The sequence below is a fragment of the Corynebacterium pilbarense genome (assembly GCF_026930265.1).
In the GTDB taxonomy this organism is placed as follows: domain Bacteria; phylum Actinomycetota; class Actinomycetes; order Mycobacteriales; family Mycobacteriaceae; genus Corynebacterium; species Corynebacterium pilbarense.
Window position 1 is genome coordinate 67733 of the sequence record NZ_JANRML010000002.1, and the last position, 17269, is coordinate 85001.

A 17269-nucleotide genomic window follows, 5' to 3' on the forward strand; every position below is an offset into this window, starting at 1 on the left:
ACACACCTCAACACACAAAGGAGCACGCACATGCGTACCAAGCGCGTTATCGCCGCAGCAGCGGCCTCGCTCATCGCAGCCACCGGGCTGGTGGCTTGCTCGTCGGAGACGGAGTCGTCGGCAGGCAATGGCGACGGCGACAAGGTCACCGTGAAAATCGGCACCACCGACGCCGACCAGAAGGCCTGGAGCGTCTTCGCCGACGAGGCGCAGAAGGCCGGCATCGACCTGGACATCATGCGGTTCACCGAGTACCCGCAGGTCAACCCGGCGCAGGTCGAGGGCCAGATTGAGATCTCGAAGTTCCAGACCATCAACTACCAGGCCCAGTACAACGCCACCGCCGACGAGGACCTGCGCATCATCGGCTCGGGCGAGATCAACATCCTGGGCCTGTACTGGAAGGACCACGACTCCCTCGACGGCATCGAGGGCACCGAGATCGCCATCCCGAACGACCCGTCCAACCAGGGCCGCGCGATCAACGTGCTGGTCCAGGCGGGCCTGGTCACCCTGCGTGACGGCGCGCCGAAGCTGACCCCGACGCCGGCCGACATTGACAAGGACGCCTCCAAGGTCAAGGTCGTCGCCGTGGACGCTTCCCAGACGCCGAACGCCTACAACGAGGGTCGCCCGGCCGTGATCAACAACAACTGGCTGGCGCGCGCCGGCATCGACCCGGCTTCCTCGGTGGCCGCGGATGATCCGAACTCGGAGCTGGCGGAGCCGTACATCAACGTCTTCACCGTCTCCGGCGACGACCTGGACAACGAGACCTACGAAAAGATCGTGGACGTCTGGCAGTCCGAGGAAGTCACCGCGGCGCTCAACGAGGACTCCAACGGCACCGCCGTGCAGGTCCAGCGCTCCAAGGAGGAGCTCAACGAGGTCCTCGACCGACTCGTGGAGGAGTACAAGTAGATGACACATACCGGCACCCGGATTGAGTTCCGGAACGTATCCAAGGTCTTCAAAACCAAAGACCGCGAGGTCACAGCCGTCGACGACGTCACCCTGACCGTCGAGCCGGGCGAGATTCTCGGCGTGATCGGCTATTCGGGTGCCGGCAAGTCCACGCTTGTCCGCCTCATCAACGGCCTGGACATGCCCACCTCGGGGCAATTGCTTCTCGACGGCACCGACGTCGTCGGCATGCCCGAGCGCAAACTGCGCGAGATCCGCCGCAACGTCGGCATGATCTTCCAACAGTTCAACCTCTTTTCCTCCCGCACCGCCGCCGGCAACATCGAGTACCCGCTGAAGCTGGCTGGTGTGGACAAGCAGGAGCGCAAACGCCGCGTCGCGGAACTGCTCGACTTCGTCGGCCTCTCCGAGCGCGGCGAGAACTACCCGGAGCAGCTCTCCGGCGGCCAGAAGCAGCGCGTGGGCATCGCCCGTGCGCTCGCGACCAACCCGTCGCTTCTGCTTGCCGACGAAGCCACGTCCGCCCTCGACCCCGAAACCACCCAAGAGGTCCTCGGCGTGCTGCGCCGCGTCAACGAGGAACTCGGCATCACCATCGTGGTGATCACCCACGAGATGGACGTCATCCGCGCCATCGCCGACAAGGTCGCCGTGATGGAGGACGGCCGCGTGGTGGAGTACGGCAGCGTCTACGACGTGTTCGCCAACCCGCAGACCTCCGTGGCGCAGCGCTTCGCCGCCACCAGCCTGCGCAACCGCCCCGACGAGGTGGAGGCGCGCGAGCTGTTGGCCAAGCCGGGCCGCCTGTTCACCGTGGACCTCACCGAGGATTCCGGCTTCTTCGGCGCCGCGGCGGCCGCCCGCGAGCGCGGTGTGTCGGTGGAGCCGGTGCACGCTGGCATCACCACCTTGCAGGAGCGCTCCTTCGGCAAGATGACCGTGCGCCTCAACGGCGACGACACCGCCATCAACGAGTTTTTGTCCACGCTGCAGCAAAGCACCGAGATTGAGGAGATCACCCGATGACCGCGTTGAACACTGGCGTAACCGAGTACATCCTCGCCGAGCCGAACTGGGACACCCTCGGCCCCACCTTCCTCGAAGCGATCGGCGACACGCTGTGGATGGTGGCCATCACCATGGTCGTCGGTGGGTTCTTCGGCCTGCTTCTGGGCCTGTTTCTGTACACCACCCGCCCGGGCGGCATCCTGCAGAACAAGGCGGTGTACACCATCATCAACGTGGCGGTGAACTTCTTCCGCCCCATCCCGTTCATCATCATGATCGCGATGCTCTACCCGCTGACCTTGCAGGTGGTGGGCACCACCATCGGCCGCGCGGCCGCCACGTTTGTGATGTGTTTTTCCGCCACGTTCACCGTTGCTCGCATCGTGGAGCAGAACCTGGTGGCCATTGACCCCGGCGTGATCGAGGCGGCCCGCTCCATGGGTGCGAGCCCGTGGAAGATCATCACCTCGGTGATCCTGCCGGAGGCGCTCGGCCCGCTGATTTTGGGCTACACCTTCATCTTCATCGCGGTGATCGACATGTCCGCCATGGCCGGCTACATCGGCGGCGGCGGCGTGGGCGACTTCGCCATCGTGTACGGCTACCGCGCATTCGAGCCTCAGGTCACCTGGGCTGCGGTGCTGGTCATCGTGGTCATCGTGCAGCTGGCACAGTTCCTGGGCAACTGGCTGTCCAAGAAGGTCATGCGCCGGTAAGTTTGGGTGCCATGAAGGTTGCGGCGTTCGACTTCGATGGCACTCTCCACCACCCTCCCCACGGCTTCCGCGAGGAGGACATCGCCGCGATAGATGCCTGGCGCGCTGCCGGGCATCTCGCCTTTTCTGCCACCGGCCGCTCCCGCACGGCGCTGGCCCACGGGATGCGCGGCAGCGGGCTCACCTTCGACTACCAGGTGCTATCCAACGGCGGTTCCGCCACGGACGGGGCGAACCGCCAGCTCATCTTCGGCCACGAGGTCGCAGGCTCGGTGCTGCAGGCGACTCTGGACACCTTCGGGTCCCGCGACGGCCTGGCCATCTTCGGCACCACCCTGGGCCACGTCGACGGGGTGTTCGCAAACAACACCGGCATCACCCACACCTTCACCGCGCATTTTGCGCAGATGACTCCTGCGGACATCCCCAACCACCGCTTCGCCGTCGTGCCCATCTGGGTGCCCGGCAACGCCGAGCTGCGCGCGGAGGTCGTCGACTGGGCGTCCACGCTCGGCGAGGTCGAGGTCGCGCAGAACCAGGACTACATCGATCTCATGGCCCCGGGCCGCTCTAAAGGCGCAGGGATCTTGCAGCTTCTCGACGAGCTCCGCCTCCCCCGCGAATCCATCCAGCTCTACACATTCGGCGATTCCTGGAACGACCTACCCATGCACGCCATCGCGGATACCTCCCACAGCTTCCACCACTCCCCCGCAGAGGTACGTGCCGCCACGGACCGCGTCATCGGCTCCGTGGCGGAGGTTCTGGGCGAGTACATGTAGCTGTTTGGTGTTCCGCCAGGCTCACGCGCAGATCGTCTAGCAGCCGAGGAAACGCTGCTAGACGATCCAACAAACATGGACGAGTTTCCCCAGGTGATGCTGAATATGATTGTCGGTATCGTCCTGGCCGTCTAGCAGGGTTGCGACGCTGCTAGACGATCCGCAGCGCCAGCCCGGGACACCCTCAAACCTGATCTGCTAGTTCGCCGCCGACCGCCCCGATCCGCAACTAGCAGATCACGTGTCCAACTTTTCGTTTCCCCAGATGGTGTTGAACACGAGTTTCAACACCGGGCTGATCTGCTAGGAGCGCCGCGAAAGCTGAATTGGACAACTAGCAGATCCGCAGGTTGTGGTGCCGAAGGCGGAAAGCGAGAAGTTAACGCCGCGGGGTCACCGACACCGCGACCCAGGCCGTGCTCTCCTTCGGCGCCTTTCCGCACGAGTCAACCACGCCGGATACCGGGCGCTGCTCCAGCTGGACTTCGTACGCCTGGCCGGACGCCGTGTCGGTGACCAGGGCGGAACCGCCATCAGACGCTGCGACCTCGAACTGGCCGTAGCACGCACCGGGCACCTCGGCGGCGACGGCGAGCTCAGCCACCTGCTCGGCGGGTCCGAGGGTGCCGCGGCCACGGTTGCCGGGGACGAAGTAGTGGCCCTCGGATGCGTCGGCAAGCATGGCGTCGGTGGCCTCAATGTTCATGCGGCCGAAGCTGTAGGCCCACGGCATAAGCAGCATCGTCGGTGCGAAGCGGTGGCCCTTGATGTGAGAGGTCTCCCACACCACGTCGTTGCCGGGGCCGAACGGGTGGCGCGCGTGCAGCTCGTTGAGCAGCGGGCGGCCCTTGACGGCGCAGCAGCGGTCGCGCTTAGCGTGGGTGCAAATCAGCAGCAGTGGGCGCTCGCGGTGTTCGGCGCCGTTGCGGCCCGGGCCAGAAAGATCCAGCTCCAGCAGCTCTTCGGGGCTGTCGATGTGCTTGACCTCGGTGACGGCCTCGTCGGCGAAGACGAGGTAGAGGTGGTGGTCGGTGATGTTGCGGCCCTCACGCGTTGGGTGGCGGATGAGCAGTAGCGTCGCGTCGTGCTCCTCGAGCATGGGCGCAAGTTTCGCGGTGAGCTCCTCGCCGAGGGCGGCGTCGCCCATGACGTCGCGGGGCCAGGCTTCCGGCCACTCGAAAAGCACGTACACGGAGCCGGGTTTGGCGGTTCCCGGCAGCGGTTCAACCTCTACGTCAGAGCAGGGCAGTTGTTGCATGGCACCACCATAGCTAAGCGTGCCCTAACCTGTAAGTCGCCCTCTTGGACACCACTCTAAGTCTTAACGGTTATATAACCTTTTGTGATTTCGCGCTTTTTCTTTTTGTTCTTACTTGCCTCCTGGCTACGGTGACTGAGTGTTTAAATTTTCCGGTCTTTCCCGCGCGGCGCTCGTGGGCGCATGCGTAGCTACTTCTGTGGCCTGCAGCGCCTGCAGCGTCGTCGGCGACGGTGCCGGAAAAACGCTGACGGGCAGCTTGGCCTCCCCCACCACGAAACTGCAGCCGCTGGGCACCGCCGACTCGTCACCGAAGACGCAGCGCCCGTCCGCGCCGTCGCGCCTGGCCGTGGTCGGCGTGCGCGTCGGCGCGCACGAGGGCTTCGACCGCGTGGTGGTGGACCTGGCAGGCGACGGCGACCCGGGCTGGTTCGTGGACTACACCTCCACCCCGATGCAGGAGACGGTGGGCCAACCGCTGCAGGTGGCGGGCAACTCCTTCCTCAACATCAACGTCGACGGCACCGTGTACCCCTTTGAGCTGGGTCAGGACAACGACGTCCCGGTGACCATGGCGGGCGACACCGGCAACGTCATCGACGTGATCAGCGCGGGCACGTACGAGGGCCGCAGCCAGGTCGTGGTCGGCCTGCGCTCCGAGTTGCCGTACTCGGTGCAGGTACTGGACAACCCCACGCGCGTTGTCGTGGATATCGTGCAGAAGTAGCTAGTACACCGCTTCCACGCGCCAGCTGCGCCGGCTCCACACCAAAAGCCAGCCGGTCACGGCGCCTCCTTCCCCTCCTTCACGGCCCACGACCTGCATGCGCGCGACGCGGCCTGCGGGCAGTTCGGTTTGCGTCCACCAGTCCGCGTCCACGGGCCACGGGCCCGCCCATCCGGTGACGAGGTAGCGCTTGTCGCCCCAGGCCAGCCCGTACGGTTCGCTGTTTAAGAGGGCTTCGGCGGTGACGATGACGGGGGCACCGGTGGCGTTGATAAGCATGATGCGCGAGGCCGGATGGTCGATGCCGCCGCCGAGGCGCGCGGGCAGGGGTTGAGGGATCGCACCGGGCCACGATTGCCTATCGACGTCCTCCGGTTCCTCCCCGAACGGCACCATCGCCACGCGCTCGGCCACCCCGCGCCCGCCGACGAACCGCGGTTGAAGCACCGCGTCGATGCCGAGTTGGGATTGGACGCGCTCGACCACCCGGCGCGCGGTGTCGGTGGAGGCGCCGTCGGCCCACAGTTCGCCGACTGGTTCGGGCGCGGCGAATTCGAGCGGCTCAAGGATGAGGCTGGTGATTGCGCCGCCCTGCCCTTCTTGACCATCCTGACCTCCCGAAGCGGAGCGAAGGGAGGTCAGCCAACCGTCGAGCTGCCAGCGCACGCGGTCCGCGGTGGCGGCTTCGGTGAGCGGTTCGCGGGTGCGCCAGACACGTTCGACGCGGGAGCCGTCGTGAAGCTCGGCGATAACTTTCAGGCGCAGGCAGTTGCGGTCGGTGTCTTTGAGCCGTTCGTGCAGGCTGACGGCCAGCGCGCGGGCGGCGAAGGCGGCGGCGTCCACGCGCTCGATCGGGTCCTCGGGCGTGATGGCCACGGCAAGGTCTTCCACCGGCAGCTCCGGGGCGACGCGGCGGTCCGGCGCGGCGGAGGCAATGCGGTGGATGCGCATGCCTTTGGTGCCGAAGCGGGTGGTTACCGCGTTCGGCGGCAGTTTCGCCAGCTCCCCGAGGGTGGAAATGCCCAACTGCCCAAGCGCTTTGACGGTGTCCATGTCCGCGGCGAGCGACTCTTCCGCCACCAGCACGCCGAGCGGCTGCGCTGCCAGGAATTCGGCCGATCCTCCCGGCGGGATCACCTGGGAGGAGCGCGCGGCGATCAGCGCGGTGGCAATCTCGTCGGCGGCGCCTGCGAAGGCGTCGATGCCGCGGCGCGAGGCGGCGTCGATAAGCATCTCGAGCGCTTTGCCCTCGCCGCCATGGAAGCGGCCCGCGGCATCCACGTCCACCACCACGAGCCCGGGTCGTATCACCTCCACGCTGGCGGCGACCTCGTCGAAGCTGGCGGCGAGCGAGGCGAACATCCGCCCGTCGCGGTCCGGGTTGTCCTCTATCACCGTCAGCTCGGGCGCGACCGCCTGCGCGTTGCGTACCCGCATCCCGCGGCGGATGCCCACCTGGCGCGCGGCGTGCGAGCACACCTTCACCCGGTGCTGCGCCGCGATCGCGATCGGTTCTGCCAGCTCGTCTCCCGATTCCAGCCGCGCCGCCTGCACCGGCCAGTCCGGGAACCACAGCGCCGCGGCCCTCATGTGACGGCCCGGAGCCTTCGCTTTTCGACGCCTCCGGTGCCCAGCGTCACCCGCGCGCTCGCCGGACGGTACCCCTTGGCCTGCGCGCGGACGTCGAAGTCGATGCCGGTGATGCGGCCTGTACCACGGCCGATGCCGTGGAACTGCGCGAGCTGGCCCGTGATGGTCAGCGCCGGCGAGGGCACTTCCACGTTCACGCACACCAGCGCCGCCTGGCCTTTGCGGATCCGGGCGAGCAGGGGGCGTGCGCGCACCGGAGTGAGCTGGAACGGGCTGCGGGTGCGCAGCACCACCAGGTCGAGGCCCTCGGCGAGCACGCCCGCGACGCTGAGGTCGTCAAGACCCGCGTCCGGCACCGCCACCACCCGCTCCATCGCGTCTGCGTCGATGCTGGCGTAGGACAGCTCCGGCCACCCCACCACGCCCGCGCGCCCGCCGGCCTGGGCCACCTGGCCGATGAGCTCCACGATCAGCGCCGGGGTGTCGCTGACGTGCGTGACCGCCCGGCGCGGCAGGCCACTGTTCGGCAGCACGAGCGAAAGCCCGCCCGCCACCATCAGAGTCTCCGCATCCTCGACGACCTGTTGCGGAACCTCCCCGCCGATAGCGGCCATACGGGCGCGCAGCTCGGCGATCTGGTCGGCGCGCGACTGCTGAGCTGGCGGTTCATCCACAACCGCCAGATTTGCCGCCGCTGCCGACGCAGCTCGAATAGGTGTTCCACTCACGCCAGATAGTATGCACCCACGTCCCGACACAGGCAACACTACTGGTCGAACGGGTTTTCTAATAGGAAAATTTGTACTTGCGCAGCTCTACATGCAAAAAGCATTGCCACACCCCTTCGGTCGAGATCCACGGCCCAGACTGAATATCGAACATTCATGCAAAGCTCATGTCATGAACAGCACTCCTATATTCGATTTTCTGCAAAGACAACCTCCGTTTTCAAAGGGAGACATCGACCGCCTAGGGCAGTACTTTGCAGGCCGCCGGGATAGCCCACCCGAGAGCGCCTCCCAAATACTTCAATGGCATGCGACGCTCACCGAAAGAAGCGAGGATGCAATCAGGAAGTGGATCCGAACGCACCCAGAACTGGCAGGATCAAGCACTGGACTAGTCAGCTCGGGCCGGGTCAAATCAGCAAGTACGATCACCCCTAAAGTTCGAGATCGGAATCTTCAGCTCTCACGCATTCAAGATTTCTCCGGAACCCGTTTCAGTTGGAACTGCCTCCATGGAGAATTACTCGGTGCTGCAGAAGGGCTCGCAAGCCATCTAGCGTCTACCGGAGTTAGTGCGCAGGTGAAGGACTACCTCGCAAATCCTCAGCAGGGCTATCGGGCCATCCACATCTGGATCCAGGCTCCAGCAGGACGTCTAGAGATTCAGCTACGGACAGTCCTCCAATCAGCATGGGCAAATGCCTTCGAGAAGGCTGCAGATCTCACCGATAGGCGAATACGGTACGAATCCGACTTTCGCCCCACAGACCAAAAGCTCAACCAGATCGTGACCGAGCTTTTACAGCTCTCCGATTCCATCTACGAATTGGAGCAAAGGATCGAGGCCAACCTGCGGGAGGAGGCCACATTGCTCAGCAATCTGAGTGCTCAGTCGCGAATGGTTCCGTTTTCGGAAAGAACCCACCTAACGATGTCGGAAGTGTACTCTTACCTCGCACGTTCCGAATACGCGAAATCTTTACAGGCCTCCCACAATCGTGATTTGCTCAAGTCACTGGATAGACTGGCATTATCCCTAGCGCAATACGGCAGCTCCGACAGCTCGGAAGGAGGAGAAAACAATGGCTCACTTCCTCATTAGGTTCCACCGCCCCTCAGGGCGGCTCAACATCACAGAGTTCTCCGACTCTGCAAAAGCAATGGAAGCCCGATTCGCGCTAGATTTGGAGAATACCGACCCGGATGTCGAGATCGTCGTCATCAGCTCACCCTCCCTTCGAGACCTCAGGGTTTCCCATTCCCGCTACTTCGCAGCAGAGCCCCGGCCCCTCCATCACACGGAATACATGGAAGCGGACAACGCCCAACACATCTTGGATCGCGCCACGAAGCTGACCGGTTAAGCTGCCCAGCATGATCCCGATCAGCGCAGCAGAGGTCCGCAACCGCGTCACGCCGATCCCCACCCCGACCGTCGTCCGGGCACTGGGTTCGCTCGGCGTGGGCGCATCCATCGGCGTGATGACCTCGCAGGCGCCGCTGGGGGTAAGAGCCGCCGTGGCGATCCTGTGCGTCGTTGCCGCCGTTTCCGTCACGCTGCTGCACCCCTACCGCAAACAGCTCCGCGCGTTCGCGGAGCAGAAGAACGTGGCCAGGGTGCCGTCGATAGGCATGGTGCTCCCCCTGATGCTGTGGTGGCTGTTACTCATGCTCGCGCCGCTCGCCCACTGGCCTGCTGTAGGCGCGTGGGTTGCGGGTGTGGTGGCGGCCGCAGTGGCCTGGGTGCTGTACCCGCACGTGGACGGGTCGCGGCGCCTCGCGTACGCGTAGGGCTGCAGCCAGCCCCTCATAGATTTGGTAGGTCTAGGCAATTTTTTGCTTAACCGACCAACCCACTTTTCGAGAGCCCAAGAACCGAGCCACGCGTAGAAATTACTTCACTACGATACGGCACTCCCCCGGTGTCCCCACCGGCCCGCGCGCATCAATCTGGACGTGATCTAGGTCCCCGTTATAAATACTTGCACCGGTCTGCACGCTGGTAGTGGTATTGGATAGCTCGACACTATCTTCCTGTAAGACCTTTTCTCCGCTCATGTACCTAATCGTCAAGACATCACCAGGTTGTCCTTCGTACACAATGTGCGGCGTATTTCGTTCCTTATCCATGCGCAGAATTTGCGGATCGCACTCACCTGTGTCGGAAACATTTCCGAGTATAGGAGAGTCTGGCGAACGGGATTCGAAATTCTCCAGAGAGCTATTGTTCCCATCTGCTTCTTGAGAAGCATCATCATGGTCGCTACATCCAGCAACGGTTAGCGACAGAGCAATGGCACCGAGAAGGATTTTGCTTAACCGCATGTTGTGACTTTAACAGTCCCGCCGGAGGGCGCGCGGAGGACAAGGGCGTGACCGGAGTGCTGTCCGCCCCGCTCGCCCATTGGCCTGCGGTGGGCGCGTGGGTTGCGAGTGTGGTGGCGGCCGCGGTGGTCTGGGTGTTGTACCCGCACGTGGACGGGTCGCGGCGCCTCGCATACGCGTAGGGCTACTCGAATGGTCCCTTAGCAGCGGCGGAACGCACCCGCGCCGCCGCCCCGAAACTCCGGCTGCAAGGCGTGACGAGCACGCGGATAATGGCACCCATGGCTCAGAATTCATCGACATCGCTCAAGCACATGTGGGACACCCGCCCGCACCGCATCCCGAAGGACGCGGGCGGGCGCGCCGTGATCGCCGGTGTCTGCGCCGGCATCGGCGAGCGCTACAAGGTGGACCCGGTGGCTGTGCGCATCGCGTTTGTCATTCTCAGCCTCGTCTTCGGCGGCGGCATCTTCGCCTACCTGCTGTGCTGGTTTGTCATGCCGCGCGTGGGCATGACCATCACCCCGGCCAAGGCAATCATCACGCCGAAGGAGCAGCTCACCCCGCACGAGATTGAGGAACGCAAGCCCGGGTGGTGGCTGCTACTCGGCCTGATCGTGTTCCTGCCCGCGGCTGGCCAGGCGGGGGACCTGCGTGGCACCCTGATCAGCTTCGCCGCGTTCTTCTTCGTCTGGTTCTTCACCTACGCGCGCCAGCCGGAGCCGCCGGCAGGCCCCAACAGCAACGACGATCTGGTCTGGCGCTAGCCAAAACCAGCTAGCGGTAGCGCTTCGGCACGTCCGGCGCGCCGAGGGTGAGCATAAGCCGGTTCGCCCAGTTGAAGAACGCGGACGAGTTCACCACATCCAGCACCGCCAGGTCGTTCAGACCCGCGGCCCGCAGCGCGTCCACGTGCGGCGCGCCGAACTCGTAGGGGGTGCGGGTCAGCGCCACCGCGGCGTCGCGGATGGCGTTCCACAGATCGGATGAGAGGTCGGCGGTGACGCCTTCGTCGAGAAGCGTGTCAATGACCTCCGCGTCGCCGCCCTCATCCTTGGAACGGCCCTGGTGCACCGACGCGCAGTACTCGCAGCCGTTCAGGCGCGAGGCCACCGTGGCGGCGAGTTCGCGCTCGGCGCGGCCCAGGCCGCCCTCGGTGTTGTAGAAGATGTCCAGGTCCGTCAGCGTGCGGGCTTTCAGCGCCTGCGGATCGCGCGCGAGCAGGCGGAAGTACTCCATGTCGGCGCGCTCGGGCTTGATCAGCGCGTCGATGTGCTCCTCGGTCAGTTCAGCCTTTTCCAGCGGCGCCACCCACGGCTTCCAGCCCAGCGGGTGCGCCACAAACGTCTCGGGCGCAACCACCTCAGGCTGCAGGGTGTCGGCGGCGGGCGTCCAACCGGGATCCGCAACGCCCGCTCGCTTCTCGACGCCCTCCGGCACCTCACCGCTCCCTGCCAGCACACGCACGCCGTGCACGACACGCAGCTGGAACGCCACAAAGGCGATCAGCTGGCCGAGCGAGACGATCGCGTTTTCGTTGTAGCCCGCCTCTTGCAGGTGCCCGATCGCCGCGGGGGATGCGTCCTTGGGGTGGAAAGTGAGCAGGTGGGCGAAGTCGAACGCGGCGGCAAGCGGCCCCTCGCCGAAGGTGACAAAGTCCCCGCCCGCGTAGGGTCCGGCAGACACACCTGCGCGCACCGCGTCATCGACCACGGCAGCGAGTGACTCGTCCTCGTCGGTAAGCAGATCGGTGTAGAACGCCGCGGCGCGCTTCGCGCCGGAGACGCCGGCGATGAACGCGGCGACGGCGTAGCGGGTGGCAACCGGCAGCGCCTGGATCAGCGCGTCGTCGGTCGGCTCGAACAGCGCCTCGAAGCTGCGCTGCGCGTTCTCCACCGCCTCGGGGCGGCGGCGGCGCAGCTCGGCGAGCTCCGCCGGGGTCTCGGCCAGGGTGTCAATAATGTCGGTGCGGTTAGACAACAAACTCTCCTAACTGTCGGGCCCGGAACACGGTGCCGGGGATGGCGTTGATGAGCTCGCGGGTGACTTCGTGCTTCGGGTGCGCAAACACGTCGTTGGTCGCCCCGTATTCCACCTGGCGGCCGCGGCTGAACACACTCACGGTATCCGAGATCTGACGCACCACCGCCAGGTCGTGGGAAATAAACACGTAGGTCAGGCCGAGTTCACGCTGCAGGTCCTCCAAAAGCTCCAGGATCTGGGCCTGCACGGTCACATCGAGGGCGGAGACGGCCTCGTCCAGCACCACCAGCTCCGGCTGAACGATCAGGGCGCGGGCGATGGCCACGCGCTGGCGCTGCCCGCCGGACAGCTGCGCCGGGGTGCGGGAGGCGAAGCGCGCCGGGTCCAGCGCCACGCGCGCCAAGAACTCGTCGGCGCGTGTGAGCGCCTCACGCTTGGAGGCGCCGGCGAGGTTGCGCAACGGCTCGGCGACGATCTCGCCGACGCGCATCTTCGGGTCCAGCGAGGAGTACGGGTTCTGGTACACCATCTGCACCCGCCTGCGTAGGCCGCGCTGCTGCTTCGGCGAGAGCCCAGTCAGCTCGGTGCCGTCCAGGGTGATGCTTCCCGCCGTGGGCTGGTTAAACATAGAAATCGCGCGCCCCGTGGTGGTCTTGCCGGAGCCGGAGCCGCCGACCAGCGCGTGGGTGGAGCCGCGCGCCACGTCGAAGGAAATGTCCTCGACTGCCGTGAAGTCACCGTAGCGCTTGGTCAGCCCGCTGACGGTAAGGAGGGTCTCGGGGGTGACCGGAGGACGTCGATAGGCATCTGCGACCGCAAGCGAGGGCACGTTGGCCAGCAGGCGCTTCGAGTAGTCCTGCTGCGGGCTGGTCAGCACCTGGCCCACCGGGCCGTGCTCGACCACGCGGCCGCGCTCCATGATCACAACATCGTCCGCCCGGTCGCCCGCGACGGCGAGGTCGTGGGTGATGAAGATGATGCCAAGTCCCAGCTCAGCGCGCATCTCGTCCAGCAGGTCCAGGATGGTCTTCTGCACTGTCACGTCGAGCGCGGACGTCGGCTCGTCCGCAATCAGCACCTCGGGCTCGAGCGCCACGGCGGCCGCGATGAGCACGCGTTGCTTCATGCCGCCGGACAGCTCGTGCGGGTATTGGTTGTAGCGGCGCTCCGGGTCGTCGATGCCGACGCGCTCCAACAAAGCTATTGCTTTGCGACGGCGCTCCGCCCCATCACCGACCCCATGAATCTCCAGACCGTCCTCCACGGACGCGCCAATGGTCTTCAGCGGGTTGAGCGAGTTGTTCGGATCCTGCGGCACCAGCCCAATCTTCGTGCCGCGCAACTTGCGCCACTCGGCGTTAGTCAGGTTGGAAAGCTCCTGGCCCTTGAACCGGATGCTGCCGTCCAAAACGTTGCCGCTAGGCCCCAGCAAGTCCAGCGCCGCCATGGCGGAGGTGGTCTTGCCGGATCCGGACTCACCCACGATGGCGGTCATCTTCCCGGCCTCGACGGAAAACGAGATGTCGCGCACCACCGGGTCCGCGTCGCCGTACGCGACGGTCAGGCCGTCTACCTCGAGTAGGGGCGCACTCATTGCACATCACCTTCCTGTTGGATCACCTGGGACAGGTGGTTGGCGGACATCACCGTGGCCACAATGGCCAGGCCGGGCAGCAGGATCAGCCACCAGGCGGTTGCCATGAAGTCGCGGCCCCCCGCGATGAGCAGGCCCCACTCCGGCGTCGGCGGCGGCGCGCCGTAGCCCAAGAAGCCCAGGATGGACAGCTGCAGGATGGCGGTGCCGAACTGCAGAGCAGCCAGCGCCAGCACCGGGGTGAGCGAGTTGGGTAGCACGTGGCGCAGCAGCACCTGGGCCTGCGTGGCGCCGGAGCCGTAGGCGGCCTCGACAAAGTCCGCGCCGGCGACCTGGATCACCTGCGAGCGCGCCAGGCGCGCGAACGTGGCCACCGAGGTCATGCCGACGGCGAACGCCGCCTGCAGCGAGCCGAAGCCGGTGACGATGATGATGGACAGCGACAGCAGGATGCCGGGGATGGCCAGCAGCACATCCACCAGGCGCATCAGCACCGTGTCCACCCAGCCGCGCTGCGTGCCCGCGATCAGGCCGATCAGGGTCCCCAGCACCAGGCCAACGGCCACGGCGATCAGGGCGCCGAGCAGCGACTGGCGTGCCCCGTAGACCACGCGCGAGAACAGGTCGCGGCCCACCGCGTCGGTGCCGAAGATGTGCTCGCCATTGGGGGCGAGGAGTGCCACGTCGACGCCGTTGTACGGGTCGTGCGGCGCGAAGATGCCGGGCACGATCGCCCACAGCGCGGCGATGGCCAGCACGATCAGCGACAGGATAGTTGCCGGCGAGCTCCAGCGACGGTGCTTGCGGGCCTTGCGCGGCCGGTGGTCCTTCTGCGGCGCGCGCTGGTTGTGCACCAGGTTGGTCGTACTCATCGGACGGCCTCCTTTGCGGTCGTAGCCGGGGTGTTTGCGGCGGTCTGCTCCTCAGCGGCGGCCGGGGTGGTGGCGGTCTGCGCCGCGGCCTGGTCGCGCAGGCGCACGTCCAGCACCGGGTAGAGCAGGTCCACGATCAGGTTGATCACCACGTACGCGGTGGCGGCGATGAGCACCACGCCCAGCAGCACCGGCATGTCGCGGCTGGACACGGCGTTGACGGTCAGCGAGCCCAGCCCGGCGCGGCCGAAGACGGTCTCGGTGACCACGGCACCGCCGACGAGCTCGCCGAACAGCAGGCCAGCCATGGTGATCGCGGGCAGAAGCGAGTTGCGCAGCACGTCGCGCCAGAAGATGCGGGCCTCGCTGGCACCGCGGGCGCGCACGACCTGCACGAACGGCTGGGCGCGGACCTCGTCGATGGAGCGGATGAGCACCTGCATCAGCGGCGCCGCCATGGGCACGGCGAGGGTGAGCGTGGGCAGGATCAGCCCCTCCAGCGGGGTCGGGTCAACCACGTTGACCCAGCCGAGCCGGAAGGAGAAGAACTGCAGCAACAGGATTGCGATCCAGAAGCCCGGCAGGGACACCATGAACGACGGCAGCGCGCGGAAGAAGCTGCGCAGCGCCCCCGCGCCAGGCAGGGTGGCCACGTACGCGGTGGCCAGCGCCACCACGATTGCAAGGCCGATGGACGTCGCGGCGAGTACGAACGTGTGCGGCGCGGCGTCCGTGATCAGGTCGAACACGGGCGTGCCGGTGGCCACGGAGTAGCCCAGGTCGCCGGTAAACAGCCCGGCGAGGGTGGCGAAGTACTGCTGGACCAGCGGCTTGTCCACGCCCATCTGTTCGCGGATCTGCTCGATTTCTGCCTGGGACAGGCCCAGGGCCGGGTCCGCGTAGCGGGCGGCCACGCCGTCGGAAGGCAGCGCGGACAGCAGGAAGAACGCCAGGGTGTAGGCCAAAAGGAGCACGATGAGCGCCTGGCCGATGCGCTTGAGTACGTACTTGCCCATCTACTTGTCCTCCTCGCGGTCGAAATACACCGAGTAGAAGCTCGGGCGCGCCACCGCCTCGGTGGCAAAGCCCTTCACGTGCGGTGCGAGTGCGTAGACCTGCGGCTCTTCAAACAGCGGCAGGGTGTAAGCGTTTTCGGTGAGGTGGTCCTGCACTGCCTTGGATGCCGCGGCGCGGCCTGCGTCGTCCGGGGTGGAGACCACCTTGTCCAACAGCGCCTGCAGTTCCGCGTCGATCGGTTCGCCGTCGCCAGCGTTGTTCAAAAGCGAGTCGCGGCGGTCCACGGACAGGTGCGATTCGATCACGTCGTAATCCGCACGCCCCACCATGGTGTGCATGAGCTGGACGCGGTTGATGTCCTTTTGCGCCGCGTTCTGGGTGGCGCGGTCGCCGGCAACCATGTTCAGTTCGATGCCCAGCTCTCGCAGGTCGGACTGGATCATCGTGACGATCTCCTTGGAGCGCGGCTGTGGCAGGGCGTGGTTGACCCACAAGCTCAGGCGCTGGCCGTCCTTTACGCGGATGCCGTCTGGGCCCGGGGTCCAGCCGGCGTCGTCGAGAAGCTTGCGCGATCGTTCCGGGTCGAAGGTGTACGCGCCCGGCTGCTCCGCGTACCCCAGGGCCTTCGAGGTCATCGATGAGGTGGCCAGCGGGTAGGAATCTGACAGCAGGATGCGGATGATCTCCTCGCGGTCAACGCCGTGGATGATCGCCTGGCGCACGCGGATGTCCTGCAGCAGCGGGTGGTTGAAACGCATCGCCAGCTGGTTGTTCATGCCGTTAGCGGTGGCGGCGACCACCTGCACGCCCTGATCCTTCAGGTGGCGCTCCACCGGCGGGGAGATCGTGCGGGCGGCGTCGGCCTGGCCGGACAGCAGCGCGCCGGAGCGCATGGCCTCTTCCGCGGCCAGGGTGTAGTGGATGCCGTCCAGGCGAGCCCGGCCCTGGTGCTCCAGCGACGGCGGCGCCCAGTCGTAGTCCTCGCGGGCTTTAAGCACCAGGTCGGTGCCCAGGGTCTCGCTGTCCACCACGAACGGGCCGGAACCGATGACGTTTTCCGCGTTGCCTGGGCCGAACTCCTCGTTGCGCAGCTGCAGCGAGGAATCAGCCAACAGGCCCGCGTTGTACGTCGACGTTGCCTGCGCAAAGCCCGGCGAGGGCGCGGAGAAGTGAAAACGCACCGTGTCCTCGTCGACGACCTCGCCACGCTCGTAGTTGGAGATCTGCTCCGAGACGTTGAGCAGCCGGTCCTTGTCGCCCAGGCCGAACAGGTCGAAGTTGTCCACGATATTCTGCGCGGTCATGGGCGTGCCGTCGGAGTAGGTCACGTCGGTGCGGATGTCGAAGGTGAACACCGTGGCGTCCTCGTTGATCTCCGGCAGGTCCGTGGCAATCCACGGCTCAAGCTCGAGGGTCTCCGGGTTCTGGTAGAGCAGCCGGTCCGTCAGTTGGTTGACCACGCCGCCGTTGGGGTAAAACCCGGCGGCCGGCGGGTACAGACTGTTGAACCAATTGGATTCCAGGTAGGTGAGCACGTCACCGTCACCACCGTTGGCCGCCGTTGCGCATCCGGCGAGCAGGCTGGCTGCCGCGCCGAGCGCCAGCGTCGCGGCTACCTTTGGTTTAGGCACGATATCGCCCCTCTTTCTTCGGTTGCGCAGTGCACATTACCACTGTTAGACAATCTGGTTCTTTAGCAATAGACTAGGCAGTCTACATACGATCAATAGTTCACAGAAATCGTG

19 protein-coding genes are annotated in these 17269 nt (G+C 65.7%); 10 read left to right on the top strand and 9 right to left on the bottom strand.

All coding sequences use genetic code 11. The annotated features are described in order from the left end of the window. Positions 1-30: 30 nt before the first annotated feature. Genes NUW87_RS02140 through NUW87_RS02155 form a run of 4 tightly spaced genes read left to right on the top strand, consistent with a single transcriptional unit; the run spans position 31 to position 3430 of the window. On the top strand, positions 31-921 hold the full coding sequence (locus NUW87_RS02140; RefSeq protein WP_269027064.1) for a MetQ/NlpA family ABC transporter substrate-binding protein: 891 nt from the start codon (positions 31-33) through the stop codon (positions 919-921). Next, entirely contained in the window at positions 922-1950 is a 1029-nt protein-coding gene (locus tag NUW87_RS02145) for a methionine ABC transporter ATP-binding protein (RefSeq protein WP_269027065.1), read from the top strand. Then, positions 1947-2648, top strand: coding sequence for a methionine ABC transporter permease (locus tag NUW87_RS02150; RefSeq protein WP_194560801.1), 702 nt, complete (start codon positions 1947-1949; stop codon positions 2646-2648). The genes NUW87_RS02145 and NUW87_RS02150 overlap by 4 nt, the downstream gene beginning before the upstream one ends. An 11-nt stretch (positions 2649-2659) precedes the next feature. Further along, positions 2660-3430: an HAD family hydrolase gene (locus NUW87_RS02155; RefSeq protein WP_269027066.1), complete on the top strand. Its 771-nt coding sequence runs from the start codon at positions 2660-2662 to the stop codon at positions 3428-3430. A gap of 379 nt (positions 3431-3809) precedes the next feature. On the opposite strand, the gene NUW87_RS02160 is transcribed toward NUW87_RS02155, so the two are convergent. Then, positions 3810-4688 (bottom strand): sucrase ferredoxin, encoded by an 879-nt coding sequence (locus NUW87_RS02160; protein ID WP_239219821.1) that lies wholly within the window; start codon positions 4686-4688, stop codon positions 3810-3812. Positions 4689-4827: 139 nt separating this feature from the next. Between NUW87_RS02160 and NUW87_RS02165 the strand changes: the two genes are divergently transcribed. Next, positions 4828-5415 carry an AMIN-like domain-containing (lipo)protein gene (locus NUW87_RS02165; RefSeq protein ID WP_269027067.1) on the top strand — a complete coding sequence of 196 codons (588 nt, stop codon included), beginning with the start codon at positions 4828-4830 and terminating at the stop codon, positions 5413-5415. Here NUW87_RS02165 and NUW87_RS02170 read toward each other — a convergent pair whose 3' ends face one another. Then, complete coding sequence (locus tag NUW87_RS02170; protein ID WP_269027068.1) at positions 5416-7005, bottom strand: Y-family DNA polymerase; 1590 nt, start codon at positions 7003-7005, stop codon at positions 5416-5418. It lies immediately after the preceding gene. Next, the gene (gene imuA' / locus NUW87_RS02175; RefSeq protein WP_239219815.1) at positions 7002-7679 is read right to left on the bottom strand and encodes a DnaE2-dependent mutagenesis accessory factor ImuA'; all 678 of its coding nucleotides are present in this window, start codon (positions 7677-7679) and stop codon (positions 7002-7004) included. The genes NUW87_RS02170 and imuA' overlap by 4 nt, the downstream gene beginning before the upstream one ends. Before the next feature lie 226 nt (positions 7680-7905). Between imuA' and NUW87_RS02180 the strand changes: the two genes are divergently transcribed. From NUW87_RS02180 to NUW87_RS02190, 3 genes are read left to right on the top strand one after another with little or no spacing between them, the layout of a single operon-like run. After that, the gene (locus NUW87_RS02180; RefSeq protein WP_269027069.1) at positions 7906-8835 is read left to right on the top strand and encodes a RelA/SpoT domain-containing protein; all 930 of its coding nucleotides are present in this window, start codon (positions 7906-7908) and stop codon (positions 8833-8835) included. After that, positions 8816-9097, top strand: coding sequence for a hypothetical protein (locus NUW87_RS02185; RefSeq protein ID WP_239219811.1), 282 nt, complete (start codon positions 8816-8818; stop codon positions 9095-9097). Before NUW87_RS02180 ends, NUW87_RS02185 begins: the two co-directional genes overlap by 20 nt. A gap of 10 nt (positions 9098-9107) precedes the next feature. Then, entirely contained in the window at positions 9108-9524 is a 417-nt protein-coding gene (locus NUW87_RS02190; protein WP_269027070.1) for a hypothetical protein, read from the top strand. A gap of 102 nt (positions 9525-9626) precedes the next feature. On the opposite strand, the gene NUW87_RS02195 is transcribed toward NUW87_RS02190, so the two are convergent. Further along, complete coding sequence (locus NUW87_RS02195; RefSeq protein ID WP_239219807.1) at positions 9627-10058, bottom strand: hypothetical protein; 432 nt, start codon at positions 10056-10058, stop codon at positions 9627-9629. A gap of 47 nt (positions 10059-10105) precedes the next feature. Here NUW87_RS02195 and NUW87_RS02200 point away from each other — a divergent pair, with 47 nt between their 5' ends. Further along, positions 10106-10240, top strand: coding sequence for a hypothetical protein (locus NUW87_RS02200; RefSeq protein WP_269027071.1), 135 nt, complete (start codon positions 10106-10108; stop codon positions 10238-10240). Positions 10241-10339: 99 nt separating this feature from the next. Next, positions 10340-10825, top strand: coding sequence for a PspC domain-containing protein (locus NUW87_RS02205; protein ID WP_269027072.1), 486 nt, complete (start codon positions 10340-10342; stop codon positions 10823-10825). A gap of 10 nt (positions 10826-10835) precedes the next feature. Here NUW87_RS02205 and NUW87_RS02210 read toward each other — a convergent pair whose 3' ends face one another. From NUW87_RS02210 to NUW87_RS02230, 5 genes are read right to left on the bottom strand one after another with little or no spacing between them, the layout of a single operon-like run. Beyond that, positions 10836-12038 carry an alkylhydroperoxidase domain protein gene (locus NUW87_RS02210; RefSeq protein WP_269027073.1) on the bottom strand — a complete coding sequence of 401 codons (1203 nt, stop codon included), beginning with the start codon at positions 12036-12038 and terminating at the stop codon, positions 10836-10838. After that, positions 12031-13635: a dipeptide ABC transporter ATP-binding protein gene (locus NUW87_RS02215; protein ID WP_269027074.1), complete on the bottom strand. Its 1605-nt coding sequence runs from the start codon at positions 13633-13635 to the stop codon at positions 12031-12033. Before NUW87_RS02215 ends, NUW87_RS02210 begins: the two co-directional genes overlap by 8 nt. Beyond that, a complete protein-coding gene (locus NUW87_RS02220) occupies positions 13632-14507 on the bottom strand; it encodes an ABC transporter permease (RefSeq protein WP_269027075.1) in 876 nt (291 codons plus the stop codon). The genes NUW87_RS02215 and NUW87_RS02220 overlap by 4 nt, the downstream gene beginning before the upstream one ends. After that, positions 14504-15523, bottom strand: coding sequence for an ABC transporter permease (locus tag NUW87_RS02225; protein ID WP_269027076.1), 1020 nt, complete (start codon positions 15521-15523; stop codon positions 14504-14506). Before NUW87_RS02225 ends, NUW87_RS02220 begins: the two co-directional genes overlap by 4 nt. Then, positions 15524-17155: a TIGR04028 family ABC transporter substrate-binding protein gene (locus NUW87_RS02230; RefSeq protein ID WP_336296907.1), complete on the bottom strand. Its 1632-nt coding sequence runs from the start codon at positions 17153-17155 to the stop codon at positions 15524-15526. Between the last annotated feature and the right edge of the window lie 114 nt (positions 17156-17269).

Coding starts and splice junctions, on each gene's coding strand:
- NUW87_RS02140 (WP_269027064.1), top strand. CDS start 31: ATGCGTACCAAGCGCGTTATCGCCGCAGCAGCGGCCTCGCTCATCGCA.
- NUW87_RS02145 (WP_269027065.1), top strand. CDS start 922: ATGACACATACCGGCACCCGGATTGAGTTCCGGAACGTATCCAAGGTC.
- NUW87_RS02150 (WP_194560801.1), top strand. CDS start 1,947: ATGACCGCGTTGAACACTGGCGTAACCGAGTACATCCTCGCCGAGCCG.
- NUW87_RS02155 (WP_269027066.1), top strand. CDS start 2,660: ATGAAGGTTGCGGCGTTCGACTTCGATGGCACTCTCCACCACCCTCCC.
- NUW87_RS02160 (WP_239219821.1), bottom strand. CDS start 4,688: ATGCAACAACTGCCCTGCTCTGACGTAGAGGTTGAACCGCTGCCGGGA.
- NUW87_RS02170 (WP_269027068.1), bottom strand. CDS start 7,005: ATGAGGGCCGCGGCGCTGTGGTTCCCGGACTGGCCGGTGCAGGCGGCG.
- NUW87_RS02180 (WP_269027069.1), top strand. CDS start 7,906: ATGAACAGCACTCCTATATTCGATTTTCTGCAAAGACAACCTCCGTTT.
- NUW87_RS02185 (WP_239219811.1), top strand. CDS start 8,816: ATGGCTCACTTCCTCATTAGGTTCCACCGCCCCTCAGGGCGGCTCAAC.
- NUW87_RS02190 (WP_269027070.1), top strand. CDS start 9,108: ATGATCCCGATCAGCGCAGCAGAGGTCCGCAACCGCGTCACGCCGATC.
- NUW87_RS02195 (WP_239219807.1), bottom strand. CDS start 10,058: ATGCGGTTAAGCAAAATCCTTCTCGGTGCCATTGCTCTGTCGCTAACC.
- NUW87_RS02205 (WP_269027072.1), top strand. CDS start 10,340: ATGGCTCAGAATTCATCGACATCGCTCAAGCACATGTGGGACACCCGC.
- NUW87_RS02215 (WP_269027074.1), bottom strand. CDS start 13,635: ATGAGTGCGCCCCTACTCGAGGTAGACGGCCTGACCGTCGCGTACGGC.
- NUW87_RS02220 (WP_269027075.1), bottom strand. CDS start 14,507: ATGAGTACGACCAACCTGGTGCACAACCAGCGCGCGCCGCAGAAGGAC.
- NUW87_RS02225 (WP_269027076.1), bottom strand. CDS start 15,523: ATGGGCAAGTACGTACTCAAGCGCATCGGCCAGGCGCTCATCGTGCTC.